Source organism: Aquimarina sediminis (assembly GCF_002895435.1).
Taxonomy (GTDB): domain Bacteria; phylum Bacteroidota; class Bacteroidia; order Flavobacteriales; family Flavobacteriaceae; genus Aquimarina; species Aquimarina sediminis.
The window spans coordinates 778,666-793,196 of record NZ_POYJ01000001.1; the positions used below are offsets into that span (position 1 = coordinate 778,666).

At 31.7% G+C, this 14,531-nt stretch carries 13 protein-coding genes; all 13 read right to left on the reverse strand.

Annotated elements, in window-relative coordinates:
* Positions 1-24: 24 nt before the first annotated feature.
* Genes C1X07_RS03465 through C1X07_RS03525 form a run of 13 tightly spaced genes read right to left on the reverse strand, consistent with a single transcriptional unit; the run spans position 25 to position 14,508 of the window.
* Entirely contained in the window at positions 25-1,116 is a 1,092-nt protein-coding gene (locus C1X07_RS03465; RefSeq protein WP_103068558.1) for an EpsG family protein, read from the reverse strand.
* A 2-nt stretch (positions 1,117-1,118) separates the two neighbouring features.
* The gene (locus tag C1X07_RS03470; RefSeq protein ID WP_103068559.1) at positions 1,119-1,709 is read right to left on the reverse strand and encodes a serine O-acetyltransferase; all 591 of its coding nucleotides are present in this window, start codon (positions 1,707-1,709) and stop codon (positions 1,119-1,121) included.
* 46 nt (positions 1,710-1,755) lie between these two features.
* Entirely contained in the window at positions 1,756-2,688 is a 933-nt protein-coding gene (locus C1X07_RS03475) for a hypothetical protein (RefSeq protein ID WP_128755183.1), read from the reverse strand.
* Between the two features lie 3 nt (positions 2,689-2,691).
* Positions 2,692-4,137: an MBOAT family O-acyltransferase gene (locus C1X07_RS03480; protein WP_103068561.1), complete on the reverse strand. Its 1,446-nt coding sequence runs from the start codon at positions 4,135-4,137 to the stop codon at positions 2,692-2,694.
* A 10-nt stretch (positions 4,138-4,147) separates the two neighbouring features.
* A complete protein-coding gene (locus C1X07_RS03485) occupies positions 4,148-4,387 on the reverse strand; it encodes an acyl carrier protein (RefSeq protein ID WP_103068562.1) in 240 nt (79 codons plus the stop codon).
* A gap of 19 nt (positions 4,388-4,406) precedes the next feature.
* Positions 4,407-5,897 (reverse strand): amino acid adenylation domain-containing protein, encoded by a 1,491-nt coding sequence (locus C1X07_RS03490; RefSeq protein WP_103068563.1) that lies wholly within the window; start codon positions 5,895-5,897, stop codon positions 4,407-4,409.
* Between the two features lie 60 nt (positions 5,898-5,957).
* On the reverse strand, positions 5,958-7,163 hold the full coding sequence (locus C1X07_RS03495) for a glycosyltransferase (protein WP_103068564.1): 1,206 nt from the start codon (positions 7,161-7,163) through the stop codon (positions 5,958-5,960).
* Positions 7,163-8,269, reverse strand: a complete 1,107-nt coding sequence (locus tag C1X07_RS03500; RefSeq protein ID WP_103068565.1) for a glycosyltransferase family 4 protein — start codon at positions 8,267-8,269, stop codon at positions 7,163-7,165. Before C1X07_RS03500 ends, C1X07_RS03495 begins: the two co-directional genes overlap by 1 nt.
* On the reverse strand, positions 8,270-9,334 hold the full coding sequence (locus C1X07_RS03505; RefSeq protein ID WP_103068566.1) for an acyltransferase family protein: 1,065 nt from the start codon (positions 9,332-9,334) through the stop codon (positions 8,270-8,272).
* Positions 9,335-9,354: 20 nt separating this feature from the next.
* Positions 9,355-10,323 (reverse strand): polysaccharide pyruvyl transferase family protein, encoded by a 969-nt coding sequence (locus C1X07_RS03510; RefSeq protein WP_103068567.1) that lies wholly within the window; start codon positions 10,321-10,323, stop codon positions 9,355-9,357.
* 26 nt (positions 10,324-10,349) lie between these two features.
* Positions 10,350-11,633 carry a hypothetical protein gene (locus tag C1X07_RS03515; RefSeq protein ID WP_103068568.1) on the reverse strand — a complete coding sequence of 428 codons (1,284 nt, stop codon included), beginning with the start codon at positions 11,631-11,633 and terminating at the stop codon, positions 10,350-10,352.
* Positions 11,634-11,639: 6 nt separating this feature from the next.
* Positions 11,640-13,181, reverse strand: a complete 1,542-nt coding sequence (locus tag C1X07_RS03520) for an oligosaccharide flippase family protein (protein WP_164914080.1) — start codon at positions 13,179-13,181, stop codon at positions 11,640-11,642.
* A gap of 46 nt (positions 13,182-13,227) precedes the next feature.
* Entirely contained in the window at positions 13,228-14,508 is a 1,281-nt protein-coding gene (locus tag C1X07_RS03525; RefSeq protein ID WP_164914081.1) for a nucleotide sugar dehydrogenase, read from the reverse strand.
* Between the last annotated feature and the right edge of the window lie 23 nt (positions 14,509-14,531).

A 14,531-nucleotide genomic window follows, 5' to 3' on the forward strand; every position in this document is an offset into this window, starting at 1 on the left:
ACTTTCTTTGTTGGTTAATCTTTATCAAGAATATAAATAATACATAGCATAGGTGAACATAAAATAGACGAGTACTATTTTACCAATCATAAAATGATGATCTTTAAAAAATTTTTGTTTTATAAATGGATAGATAACCACTAGCCCCATCATAAACCATGATAAATAAGCAAACCTATTCGAATAATTTGCTTTTATGACCAAAATCCAAAACCCATTACAAATTAGATAGGTGTTTAGAAGTTGGTAGTAAAACTGATCCTTGTAATCTTTCTTATAAATGGCGTACCATCCTGCAAATACCGCAAAAGCGCTATGAAACAAAAAATCCCATCGAAAACCAGTGCTCGCAAAAGTTCCTTCTTCTGCCTGAGTGGTTAAATATCCTGCAAGTCTATCATCAAAACCTAGGCTACTAAAAATAGATACCCAAACGCTTCCCATAGCCAATGATAAAGGAATACAGGCAAGCCATCCTTTTAAAAATACTTTAGGATCATTATAGAAATATGTAGTGACAAATGCGAGTATCGGAAGGAACATTGTTTTATGAAATGAAACCGAAACCAAAAAACAAAGCGCCATGATTACTTTGTTCCGATTATAACTTACCCCAAGTAAAAACAAAGAAGTTGCTGCTCCATTTCTAATACCGTTTACTCCATAGGTATAAAAAGAAAATGATACTACGAACATTAGAAATGCGTAATACCAATATTCTTTAAATAATTGTTTGGAAATTCTATATAATGGCAAGACATATATCATCGCCATAATCGTGAAAAAGGTATGTGTAGAAACAACATATGACAGGCTTTTCATAAACACATGAAAAAAGATATCTTTTGACCCTAATATCTCTCCTCCCATCATATAATTCTCAAAATACCGGGTATAGGTTCGCATATCCCCAAAGTATTTTCCACTGATAGGTCTTTGTCCCATATATAATATAACAAATGTCATTAACAAGTATCCTGCTATATTAATAAAAATGACATTCTTAGAATCTTCCATCTTTAACACTCGAGTGTGTAATAGTGTAAACATCACTAGAAAAAAGAAAGCGTTAATATATAGAGGGAAATAATATTCTAAAGGAACAAAATCAAACATGTTTAATCTTTTTTATATTTCATTTCTCTATTTATTTTTTTAGTTAGGATCCTTGCCGGATTACCAACCGCAGTACAATTATCGGGAATACTTTTGGTCACTACACTACCTGCTCCTATAATGCAATTATCACCAATCGTGATATCACCGATTACAATTGCTCCTGTATAGATCGATACATTATTACCTATAGTAGGTCTTTTTCCTTTTTCTTCACCTATTGTAACTAGGTGATTTACATAAAAATTATCCCCTATAGCGTCTGCATTTAAAATTGTGCAATATGGATGTCCTGTAACAATTCCCCCTCCTAATTTAGTACTAATATCAATTGTGAAATTAGACTGTTTTCGGCAATATATATTTAGGGCATGAGAAACCAAACTGCGTGTTCTAAAATAGAAAATAGTTCTAAAGTCGCGAGAATTTGCCAGAAAGTCCAGAAGTAACACATACTTTCCCATCTTCATTCCTTTCACTGCTGCCCATCGATCGATATCCATATCAATTTTAGCTCTATTCTTACTAAATCTATATACCACCAAATGCGGAATCAGAAAGATTTTATATAATGTTATAAGTATAGATACCATCTGTTTTGTATATTATTTTATTCTTGCAATGTATTAATTATCTTCTTTACTTACTATTAGCTCTATTTTTTAGGATTGAATCACAGAGTATATTTGTAAATTCTAAACCTCCATGTTTGTCCAAATGATGACCGTCATATGTTTTGAAAGTAGAATGTCTATCAGGTGCATTAAAATTAAAGTAGTCGATATTATTGGTTTTTGCAATGTCATTTATATCCTTATCAAAATTCAAATAGAATGATTTCTCTACGTCTATAAAATCCAAATCTATAGGCATACGTACCAAATACACTTCGCCATGTTCTTTTAACTTTTTAACTAACTCATCCAGGCTCTCTAGTCGTAAGGAAGAAGTTTCATAATTTCTTATCATTTTGTCAAATAATCTTCCTTGCCTTTTTTTCCATTCTTCAAAAACTTTTGGGTTTTTCGGAAGGTTATTCTCTTCTAGCCACCCGTCTTTATGCATGGTAGATGTTTTTCTAAAAAGTGCTTTGAAATGAAAATAGGTGAGGTTTTTAAAAAGATATTCATAATTAGGGTTTGTATTTACAAACCTCATATTATGTGGTGGTCGACCAGCCTCTCTAAACTCTCCTTTGTCATTATCATTATTTTTATCAGATCCAAACATCCATGGAGTAACCGAAATAATAAAGACTCCATTTTGCGATGTTTGATCTAATTTCTTTTCGATACTTTTATTGTAAAGAGGACCTATTGGTGTCTCTGCAATAGTTAAACTATAATTAAATATTGGTAACTGATACTCTAATTCTTTAAATCTTTCATTTATAACTCTAGGCTGTATTCCTTGCATACTTCTAGAATCACCAATAATCATAGATGTTGCTTTTGGGGTAGTAAATTTTTGATAAAAATAATCTACATTTCCTCCATATTTCACTAATACAAAAGTGGTTATCCCTAGACAACACATAAAAAAAAGACCCAACTTTAAAAGTAATAATCTCATAGTTTAAAATTGAAAGTATATAAATGTTTCAGAGCTTTTCCCAAAAAGTAAAATCAATACAAAAATAGATATATAAGAAATCCATCTCAGGTAAATACTATAGTTGCTTATCTCGAAATCATGATCTTTTTCTCTATTGCTCCATTCTACAAGAACAAATATTCCTATCAATGCAAGAGTAATTATACTGGCAGAAGTAAGTACAATAGAAGGAAATTCAGCAATGCTAAAAGAAAAAATTCTTCCCAAATAGTCAAACCCCATCGCAACATTATCTACTCTAAAAAAGACATCTGTTAGCATTACCAGAACGAATAGTAGGATCATCTTTAACACCTCCTTAATTGATGGAAATAACTTTCCTTTTGCTACAATTTCAGAAGAATTCATTTTTCCAGAATACACCAGTGGCACAAAATAAATCCCATGTAAAAGTCCATAAACCACAAATGTCCAATTAGCTCCGTGCCAGAAGCCCACCAAAATAAAGGTGGCTATAATAGAAAAGATCAATCCTTTTTTCTGGTGTCTCCTCAATGTAAATGAAAGTGGTGTAAACACATAGTCCATCATCCAAGTAGTTAACGAAATATGCCATTTTCTCCAAAAATCACTAATATTTGTTGAAAAAAATGGGGTTGAAAAATTACGCATTAACTGTATCCCAAAAAGTTTGGATACCCCAATTGCCATATTTGAATAACCTGAAAAGTCTGCATATAGCTGTATCGCATAAAAAAATGTACCTACCAACAATACACTTCCTGATTCATTTTCATAGTTGCCAAAAATAGGATTGACAATGGCCGCACAATTTTCGGCAACAACGATTTTGGCAAATAGTCCCCATAATATTTGTCGTAGCCCATCTACTGTTGTCTGATATGATAATTGTCTTTTTTCCTGGATCTGCGGGATAAACTTTGCTGCTCTTTCTATAGGTCCAGAAAGTATTTTTGGAAAGAAAGTGACAAAAACTGAAAATTCTATAAGGTTTTTACTAGGTTCTATTTCTTCATTATAAACATCAATAAGGTATCCCAATGTTTGAAAAGTAAAGAAACTGATTCCCAAAGGCAATAATATTACTAATGACGTATAACTTGATTCTACCCCAAATACGTTTAAAATCTCGTAAAATCCTTCATAAAAGAAATTAAAATATTTAAAATATAATAACAACCCAATATTAAATATCAACCCCAGATATAGAAAAATACTTTTTTTACGATCCTCTGGTGTACGATAAATTCTTAGTCCCAAATAAAAATTAACACCTATACTGACAAGTAATAATATCAAAAACCTCCAATCTGCCCAGGCATAAAAAAATAGACTTACCAGTAACAGAAAAAGATTCTGGTACACACTAGATTTACTAAAGAGTAACCAGTATAATAAAAATACAGGAATAACAAAAACGACAAAATCTAATGAATTAAAAACCACGTCTTATAGATTATATTTTAGTCTGAATTACAGAAACAAGCGAGCCTAAATTTTTAAGTTTATTCAAATCTCTTAGCTTAAATCGAATATTAAATTCTTCTTCGATCTTGGTAATAATCATCATATGTGATAGCGAATCCCAACCATCTACATCTTTGGCGGTTAATTCATCGTGCAGTTCAAAATTAGTATGCTCTAAAATAGCTTCTAGCACTCCGCTTATTTTTCCTTTTATAATATTTGTTTCCATGCTTTACAATTAATTCTTTTTAACCCTTATTAAATAACTCTTTTAGTTTTTTCCTATCTGTTTTTCCATTTGTATTAAGAGGAAATGCATTCATAAATTTGATTTGGGAAGGGATCATATACTGCGGGAGGCTATTTTTTAACTCATCCAGCAGTTCTTTTGTTTCAAATTCTTCAGATTCTATAACTAATCCAATTTCTGTATTATGTATGCTGTTTATAAAAGCTATAGCTGCAACATTTATCTTGTCTAAAGCTGCTTTTGCATGAAACTCAATTTCTGACAGCTCTACTCTAAATCCTTGTATTTTTGCTTGAAAATCTACTCTTCCGAGGTATAGTATATCTCCATCTTTATCTACTGTACATAAATCTCCGGTTCTGTAAAATCGTATATTTTTTCCTTTATACTCTTTATAAAAGAAAGTTTCTTTATTTTTTTCCTCATTTTTCCAGTACCCAGGGGTGAGTTGAGATCCACTTAAACACAATTCTCCGTTTTCTCCTTCTTTAACCTCATTATTATCTTCATCTACAATAATGGTAGTTGTATTTTTCATATCCTTACCGATAGTCAAAACTCCATTATGTGTTTTGTTATATTTTCCTCTCTTAAAGGTATAATCTGTGCAAAAAATAGTACATTCTGTAGGTCCATATACATTTGCTATTGTAGCATTAGGAATACATGTGCTCCATTCTTCTGTAACATCTAGTGGTAGTGCTTCGCCACAAAAAAGACTATATTTCATAGCTGGGCAATCAATTTCATCAAAATAAGGTCGTAAATAATGAAGTATTGATGGCACCATCAAAGCAAAGGTTAACTCATAATCCTCCATCAGCTCAAATATATAGCTATACTTGATTTCTTCTTTTGGAATTGTATAGATACAAGCTCCCTTAAGTATTGGCGCTAAATATGATACTACTGATAAATCAAATGTCAACTCAAACATCTGTAGACATCTGTCCTCACTTGTTATTGGGTAATCTAATTCCCAGAAAGCGTCCATAAAACCCGACAGATTACCAAAAGTAATAGGCACTCCTTTTGGGGTTCCGGTTGTACCTGATGTAAAGAATATGTATCCAAGATCGTCGTCGGTAACTTCTACTGGTGTTAAATTAATTTCTGAAGAATTACACTGTTTGGTTAAAATAGTATTGCATTCAGTAAAAATTTCAGTTTCAGAAGAATCCAAAACGGTTTTCACTTCTGCTTGGTCAATGACCATTTTATTTCTACCCACAGGAAAATCAGGGTGCAAAGGGATATAAGCTTTACCTTCCATCCATAAAGCAATTATTGATGCATAGGTCTGAATATCATCGTTGGCAATTAAGCCAATATTAATTTCATCATCTTTTACAGAAGATCGAATAGCCTTTCTTATATCGGATATTACCTGAGCAAAATCCTTATAACTATAATGGGTATTACTAAAACAAAAAGCGTTATTAGTATAATTCTCTTCTATAGATTTTTGTATGTCAAAAACTAGATTCATTTTGGTTTATTAGATATTACAACAATATCACTTTGAAGTCTAAGGTTACAAAGTTATTTTTTAGCTCAAATACTCGTTTGCTACTTTTTCTAGATCAAATTTCATTAATAATTCATTTTTGTTGCCTTCCAGATTTTCTTTATATTTTGACGATTGCAACATTAATTCTATAGCTTCAGAGAGGGTATGTTCTTCGCTAATAAAATCGTTCGTCTCAGGAATACCCAATTTATCTTTATACAAATTTGGAGTAATAATTCCTGCTTCTACTTCAATCATTTCATCTTTGACTGTATGCTCGTTAAGACTCATTAACTCAACAATCCCATATGTACAGCATGATGATACTATTGGAGTTGCTAGGCACATGGCTTCTACAATTACATTAGGTGTTCCTTCATAGTGTGAAGCAAGAGCTAATGTCTTAGCTTTTACCAAATACTTATAGGGATTCTTTTTTCTTCCCAAAAAATGTATTTGTTCTTTAATATTTAACTCATCAATCAAATTTTCAAGATGATTTAATACTCCTGCATCTCCATCTCCTATAAAAATTAACTTGGCATCTGGTATATTTTTAAGTACCAAAGAAAACGCTTTGATTAAATGCCATGGAGATTTTTGGGTAGAAAGTCTTCCTATAAATAATATTGATTTTGAATCAAATAATTCAATTTCTTCAGGTATTGTTATATCCTCGACAGAACGTTTCTGAATTTCATTAACATCATGAGGGTTGTATATGACTTTTAATTTATTGATAAATTTAAAATCACATTTATTTATTAAGTCTTCTTTAATAGCATTACTAATACAAACAACTTTATCAAGGTTTTTATAGGTGTATTTATAGCCAAATCTTGTCATTTTACTCAGTAAAGAATTATTACTAAGCTCTACACTTTTTAGGGCATGAATACTTGCTATTTTATAATCTTTTGTATAAGTCAAAGAACTATACACATTTGGCATTGCACCAAATGCTATAGAATGAGTTATTTTATGTTTTTTAATTACTTTTCTTAATTTGTACGGAACCGAAATATAGAATTTAAGTCGTTCTGCTTTTGACATTTCGCTAAAATCCCGATCTGAAAAATACAACTCATCCTCTTTATCAAAATTAATGATATCATTTTCGAGTTTAATAAATTTCACAGCCTTGATAAAATGCCCTTCTTTTTTATAAAAATTATAAAAAGAAAATGCTAACCTCTCCATGCCTCCTACACCTCCATATGGTATAATAAGTAAAATATTTTTCATTAATTAGGATGAATTAAATTAACAAATAATTGATTCCATTCTTTTATAACCGCTTCAGGAAGATATCGTTTGGCAGAGGTTCTTGCTTTATCTCCCATCATTTTTCTATCTTCTTCGTTTTCTATTAAAAACATGATCCCTTTTGCAAAAGCTACTGTATCATCATTTTTGATTAATAACCCATCTTTTTTATCAAGTATAATATCTGATGGTCCGTGTGGGCAATCAAACGAAACACAAGGAACCCCATATGCCATAGCTTCTGTTAAAACCATTCCAAAACCTTCATACCTGGAGGACATCACATAGATTGATGCTTCTTGATATTTATCTGCAATATTTCTAACGGGTTCATAGAAATTTACTTTTTCTGACACTCCCAAAGTACTAGCCAAACTATCTAACCCTTCTTTTTCGCTAATGGTACCATAAATATCCAAAACCCAATCAGGATATTTTTCCAAAACCAGTTTCCAGCTCTGCAACAATCTATCGTAACCTTTTTGAAAACTCTGTTTACCAACAGCCAAAACCTTTTTATTACTTAGAGAACTTTGCTGATCTGGATAAAATGACAATGGGTTAGGAATTACTTTAAGATTCTTTAAGTTCCATTCTTTCAAGTTTCCGTTTGTCAATACTATAAAACTATCGTATGATTTCCCACCTATATTCATAAGCCAGAACTTTAGGCTTGTAGAAATTCTACTTAGTAACGATGGTTTGGCGCTTTTAATTTCAATATTTTTAGACACATGCCTTTCATAAATCATCGGGCAAGGTTTACCTATCAATAATGGAACAAAAAAACCTTTTAACCCATCATCACATACAGAAATTATATCTGGTTTAACCTGCTTTACAACTTTCCTGAGTCCTTTTACGTAGTTTATCAAGAGTTGAACAGGATTACTACTTGTTGTTATATCGTGATGTATAATTTTAGAGCTAAAATCGTAAAACATTTCGGCATCACCCTGATCCAGGGTTACAATATGAACCTCATAATCCATATGGTCTGCCAAATGACTTGCTTTTATAGACAATACTCTCTCTAAGCCTCCTGGACCAAATGTTTTGTTCGTTATATAGAGTAATTTTTTCATTTATCTACTTCCTGTTAAAAGCGAATATACCTTTGGTGTTGTTTTCTGAAGTAACTTGGCACACCAAACGCATGCCAACGTTGCTAACACAGAGCTCATAAAAAATAGAGCCAACAACACAATATCATTCTCGCCAATGTATCTTACATATATCTTTGTAAAATATGTTAATGCAACCCCATGTGCTGCATATATAAAAAAACGATATCCATAAAGGGGTTTATTAGTAAACTCATATTTCTTGTTAATAAAATCATACATAGTCCACACTGTAAAAAAACCAACAAACATGGTTATTCTTTTACAGAGGATGGCAATTATATGTGTTTCTTCATAAGCATCTCTAACATAGAAATTAAAGAAAATACATATTCCCCAAACCACTACCGATAACAAGTAGGTTGATGTTTTGAAGTTTGATATGATATTAAGTTTTGCAATAGAAGTGTACGCCCCACAAGTAAATGAAAATAAACCCAAATACTGAAATAGATAAACATTATTGGCATAAAACAAACTAGGTTGTTCTAAAAAAAGTAAGGCACATAAAAAGATTAAAAAATAGAATTTAAAATATTTTATAGCCAAATAAATCAGAGGTGTTATCCAGATATAAAATATCAATTCTCTAATAAACCAAAATGTATAATTTATTGGATCAACAAATGCCAACCATGCTTGTCTCCACAGGGGCATTTCGTAAAGTGGTTCTTCAAAAAAATGAGATAGCATTGGTATAAACTGAATGGCATATACAATCAAAAACCATAATCCGCACCACAAAAAATATGGAATCACCAAAGTTTTAAATCTATTTTTAATTTTTCTCTTAAATGTAAAGACAGAGAAATCATGGTTCTTAAAAAATAGAAAACCAGAGATAAAAAAGAACATCGGTATAAAGATATTTGACAGCTCTAATGCGAACAAATACTCTATATAATATACTACATCTCTATTAGTTTCAATATCTAAATTGGTCAGATTGTATGCATGACAAACTACCACCATAAAAATGGAATAGAAAGAAAGAATACGTATCTTATTACTAACACTTTTGTCCATAAGCCCCCTTGGAAAATTTATTAGTTTACTTGGCTTCTCACCTTTTCTTTTAGTGCATTGGCAAGATCATGATGTTTTTCAAGGTTCTGCACTATTGTATTTTTATTAATTTTTCCGTCTAGATCAAAATTAGCAGTAAACTCCCCAGTTTTACTGTTTATATCAATTCGATTAAACAACTCTAGGATTCCATCAAAACGACAAGAGTCTACAAAACTATCAAATCCATTTACAAAAATTACTGGAGTCCCTAAAGCCAAGCATGGCAATGCACAATGAATTCTGGAGGTAATAACCAATTTTGCTTTTGCGTATTTACCTAACAGTGCTTCTGCCATTTCAAATTTTTCTTCATCAGTGTATTGATTTGATGGTGGCTCTTGATTAATAAATTCTGCTGTATTCAACACCTCTTCACTGATAAAATTCTTAAGATGTTTGTTCTTTTTATTTAATTGAAAAGCGGTTCCATTAAGAATATTTTTTATAGTATGCTTAGCGTTATAAAATACTTTTTCTGGTCTAGGGTAGCTATACAAAGGATCTACAATATAAATATCTTCACCACGCTCGCTATCATCAACTTTGTACGAGTCCAAAGTTAAGGTCAAACATCCAGTAAAGTACGCATCAATTCCTTTAGCCTTCAAAGTATCTGCAGTAAACTGATCTCTACACCCAATAGGTTCGTGTTTTTTTAGATATGCTATTCCTTTTTCGCTTAGCATAGCCGGCGCGGCAGTATTATTCATATGAAAAGATACAAATACAGGATCTATATCTTCTGATGGAACCCAATGATGAGTATTATGTGTAAACCAACCATTCATTATCAATTTTACAGGCTCACCATTATAATCCCCCAATTTCTCTCTATTTAGAAAAACATCGACTTTTGGTAAAAACTGCTTGGCAGCTAGACTTTGAATATTGTCTCCAACATTAAAAAATCGTTTATTTTCAACATATGTTAGTAGTCCGTATTTCATACGTTTAAATTTTTCTTTTGTTTTATTTAATATCTTAGTTTTCTATATATTTCTCTCAACCAAGGGAATTTATTTCTTACTATAAATTTTATCCTTTGTTTTCCTTTATTGGGGTTATTTAATTTTTGTTCTAAAAGTTGGTCAATTTTTCCTGCCCTAATTTTATCTATTTGAGAAGTTTCTTCTTCTTTATTTTTAAAGACATAAAACTCATTTGTTTTTTTAGCCTTCTCCATAAGTTCCCACCAAAAATACTTTACTCCTTTACTAGCGGATCCAATTTTTAGCACCTCATAAAACTTATCATACACGGTTTCGTCAACATTAAAACCATAATCGTTAGGATTTTTCCCATTTAGGATAAGACCAAGAATAGTTCTGAAACATTTCTCACAATTACTACAGTTGAACTCTGTTCTCAGCTCAGAATAACATACTCTAAGTTTGAACTTGTTATCTGTATATGAAGCGAATTGCGCTATCAAATCTACTTTATCTTGTCTTTTTAATTCATACCCATCATGATATACTTTTACTCCTCCTGCCCAAGTAATCTTTTCGTCTATCTCTGGAGTGGATCCCCAATCAATATCAATATGATCTGTATAAGAAGAAGCGATATAAATAGCTCTATAATCATATACAAAAGATAATGGCGCTAATGCTCCAATAAGAGCCAAACCATGTTGGACTTTGCCCCACCATCCAATATCTTTAAGTAAGAGCTCTACTTGATAGGTATAAAACTCTCTCAGGTTTGTTTCGATATATTCCTGATTATTTTTTTCTAATAGTTTCTCTGTTTCAATAAAATTAGTAAAATCTTCCCATTGTGAGTGATCTTCTATAGCAATATCAGCACCGTGAATAGTTACTAAATCTGGTTTTTGTTCAAAAACTCTTATATAAGTTGCATAAGCATCTACTCCACCACTAAATAGCATTGAAGATTTATTGCCAGAAATCTTATTTTTTACAAGTTTTTTAGCTTTTAACCCTCCTTCTATAGCTTGTAACGAATCTCTTTTTTGAAATTCCTTTTGCACCAATAACAAGGCGTTATAAAAATCTTCATCAACTTCTTCTACTTCAACAGTAAATCCTGCATACCATGCAATAGGCATCATATTAGATAAAAACGGGATTACAGCTATACTGTTTGGTATACTACTTACATCAACACCGTATTTGGAATAAAGAGGTTTATTATGTTCGAAATACTTCTGGATATGAGTATCTGCAGAATAATCATAAACGATTCTTTTTCCTTCGTCTGTATATGATATCGTATGAAGTGTTAGTTTTCTCATTACAATTTATTTTCGCTTTACTATTGAAGCTATTGGTTTTGAAAATAATTCTCTCTCATAGTCAAGCATTCCTACAAAATACATCAGTATTCCAAAAACTATAGTGTATGTACTTCCTTTTAATATAAAGTTAAACCATCCTTCACCTGGAACGTAGTTAATAAAATAGCCTATCGCAATTACAACAAGTACAACAAAGAATGTTTTATGAAGTAATTCTTTAAAAAACCTAAAAATATTTAGTCCAATGGTATTGTGATAATAAAAATTCATTACATTTTGTACTATTATCCACCCTACTACCAATCCAGAGATCATTCCTATCGCTTGATATTCTATTGCAAGAAATCCACCAAGACCGGCACCTAGAATCATAAATACGAGATATAGAATTGCTTTAAAAGATAATTTATTTTTAGCTTCTAATATTGAATTACCAAATGCCTGTAATAATGGAAGTGTATATCCTACCATTATCATCAATGCTATGATATAAATCTCTTTACATTCTTTTGCGTTATATCGTCCATCTGTTTTTAACTCTTCTCCTCCTACCCACAAATTAATAAACTGCTCTCCATACAATATAAAAGCCCCGAGTATATACATCAAAATAATAAAAGATAATCTACCAAGTTTAATCATCATACTTGTCAATTCTTCTCCCGTAGCATTATCTACTGCCATCTGAGTTGCTCTGGGCAAGAAAACACTTGATATTGCTGTTGAAAAAGCTCCATAATAGGTTCCCAATGCAATTCCGATCCCATAAATACCCAAAACTTTAGGTTCACTTAATGCTCCTAACACCCAGCTTCCTGATTTCCATTGTAGCATCCCAACAATCGAGAACACAAAAATCCAACTGGAATATTTAAAAATTTGTTTAATGAATTTTTTAGAAAACTGATGTAATTTAAATCTAACTTTTAATTTTTTAAACACATAATAGGCAGTTACCAGAATAGTAAACAAGTTAAACACCGTGTCTACTATTACCAAAGATATAGCTCTACCTCCTAAAAACAATACTGCAACAACAGTAATCGATCTTAAAAGATACCTAATTACACTTACTGACTCAGGAAACACAAATGCTTCATACCCTTTACATATTCCCGTAAAAATCATCCCCGGGAGCTGGATCGCCAAATTAAATATCAAAATCACAAACATTAATTTAGCAATTCTAATTTCTTCAGCATTAAATTTGGTAAAATACGAGTCTATGAAAAAATAAAAAACAACTCCTATTATAATTACCAAACCAGATATAGCTATATACAAAAGCTTTATAGTTGCCAAAAAGTTCTCTTCTCCTTCTCTATCTTTCTCTGCTCTATACTTTGCGACAAACCGAACAACCGTATTTGTAAGACCAAAATCTAAAAGCGCAATAGTTCCAATTAATGCTCCTATTGCATTAAAAATACCATATTCATCTTTTCCCAAAAAACTAACAATCAAAGGTGTAATCATTATACCGATAACGTTAGTAAGAAAAATCTTCAGGTATGTTAGTAACGCTCCTTTTTTGAGTTGACTCAAAATGATTATTTTTAATTATTATATATTCAAATACAAAGACCGGTCTTTATAGCCTTCCGTCTACTTTTTCTTCTAATATTCCTTTAACATCATAAATAATCCCATCTGGTAAAAGCATAGATTTTAAATCTACATCCAAGAATTCTTTATGAGCAACAGTTAATACAATTGCATCATACTTTTCTTTGGGCAATTTGGTGGTTGTTTCGAGATTATATTCGTGCATCACTTCTGATGGATTTGCCCATGGGTCATAAATCGTCACTTCGGTTCCAAAATCACTTAACTGCTTAATTACATCAACGGCTCTGGTATTACGTACATCGGGGCAGTTTTCTTTAAAAGTTATTCCTAGAACTAATACTTTGGCACCTTTTATATGAATATCATGTTTTACCATTAGCTTAATCACCTCAGAAGCTACATATTGCCCCATGCTATCATTTAGCCTGCGACCTGCCAAAATAATTTCTGGGTGATATCCAAACTCTTGTGCTCGTTGTGCCAAATAATATGGATCAACACCAATACAATGTCCACCAACTAGTCCAGGTTTAAAGGGAAGAAAATTCCATTTTGTTCCAGCTGCTTTTAATACATCATTAGTATCAATATCCATAAGGTTAAAGATTTTTGCTAACTCATTAACAAAAGCAATATTGATATCCCTTTGAGAGTTTTCAATTACTTTGGCTGCCTCTGCAACCTTAATGGTTGGTGCCAAATGAGTTCCTGCAGTAATAATAGAACTATATAAATCATCTACTTTTTTACCTATTTCGGGGGTAGACCCTGCGGTTACTTTAAGTATTTTTTCTACCGTATGTTTCTTATCTCCCGGGTTAATTCGTTCGGGTGAATATCCTGCAAAGAAATCCTCATTATATTTTAACCCACTTACTCTTTCTAGTACAGGGATACATTCTTCTTCTGTAACACCTGGGTAAACAGTGGATTCATAAATAACAATATCTCCTTTTTTTAGCACTTGTCCAACGGTCTCACTAGATTTATATAGAGGAGTTAGGTCTGGTCTATTATTTTTGTCTACTGGTGTAGGAACTGTAATCACATAGTAGTTGCAGTCTTTAATATCTTCTATCTCATATGAGCAATAAAGACCTTCTTTTATATCAGAATTATTCTTTAATACAGATTGTAATAATTCGTCTTCAACTTCAAGGGTCGAATCTGTACCAGAACGTAATTCATTGATTCTTTTTTGATTAATATCAAAACCTACGACTGGATATTTAGTTGCAAACAACCTGGCTAGAGGTAATCCCACATATCCTAATCCTATAATGGCAATTTTAATATCTTGCATAGCTATCCTTTTGTTTGTTAAAG

Excerpts from the sequence above, each read along its gene's own strand:
- C1X07_RS03465 (WP_103068558.1), bottom strand. The coding sequence starts at position 1,116 with ATGTTTGATTTTGTTCCTTTAGAATATTATTTCCCTCTATATATTAAC.
- C1X07_RS03470 (WP_103068559.1), bottom strand. The coding sequence starts at position 1,709 with ATGGTATCTATACTTATAACATTATATAAAATCTTTCTGATTCCGCAT.
- C1X07_RS03475 (WP_128755183.1), bottom strand. The coding sequence starts at position 2,688 with ATGAGATTATTACTTTTAAAGTTGGGTCTTTTTTTTATGTGTTGTCTA.
- C1X07_RS03485 (WP_103068562.1), bottom strand. The coding sequence starts at position 4,387 with ATGGAAACAAATATTATAAAAGGAAAAATAAGCGGAGTGCTAGAAGCT.
- C1X07_RS03490 (WP_103068563.1), bottom strand. The coding sequence starts at position 5,897 with ATGAATCTAGTTTTTGACATACAAAAATCTATAGAAGAGAATTATACT.
- C1X07_RS03495 (WP_103068564.1), bottom strand. The coding sequence starts at position 7,163 with ATGAAAAATATTTTACTTATTATACCATATGGAGGTGTAGGAGGCATG.
- C1X07_RS03500 (WP_103068565.1), bottom strand. The coding sequence starts at position 8,269 with ATGAAAAAATTACTCTATATAACGAACAAAACATTTGGTCCAGGAGGC.
- C1X07_RS03505 (WP_103068566.1), bottom strand. The coding sequence starts at position 9,334 with ATGGACAAAAGTGTTAGTAATAAGATACGTATTCTTTCTTTCTATTCC.
- C1X07_RS03510 (WP_103068567.1), bottom strand. The coding sequence starts at position 10,323 with ATGAAATACGGACTACTAACATATGTTGAAAATAAACGATTTTTTAAT.
- C1X07_RS03515 (WP_103068568.1), bottom strand. The coding sequence starts at position 11,633 with ATGAGAAAACTAACACTTCATACGATATCATATACAGACGAAGGAAAA.
- C1X07_RS03525 (WP_164914081.1), bottom strand. The coding sequence starts at position 14,508 with ATGCAAGATATTAAAATTGCCATTATAGGATTAGGATATGTGGGATTA.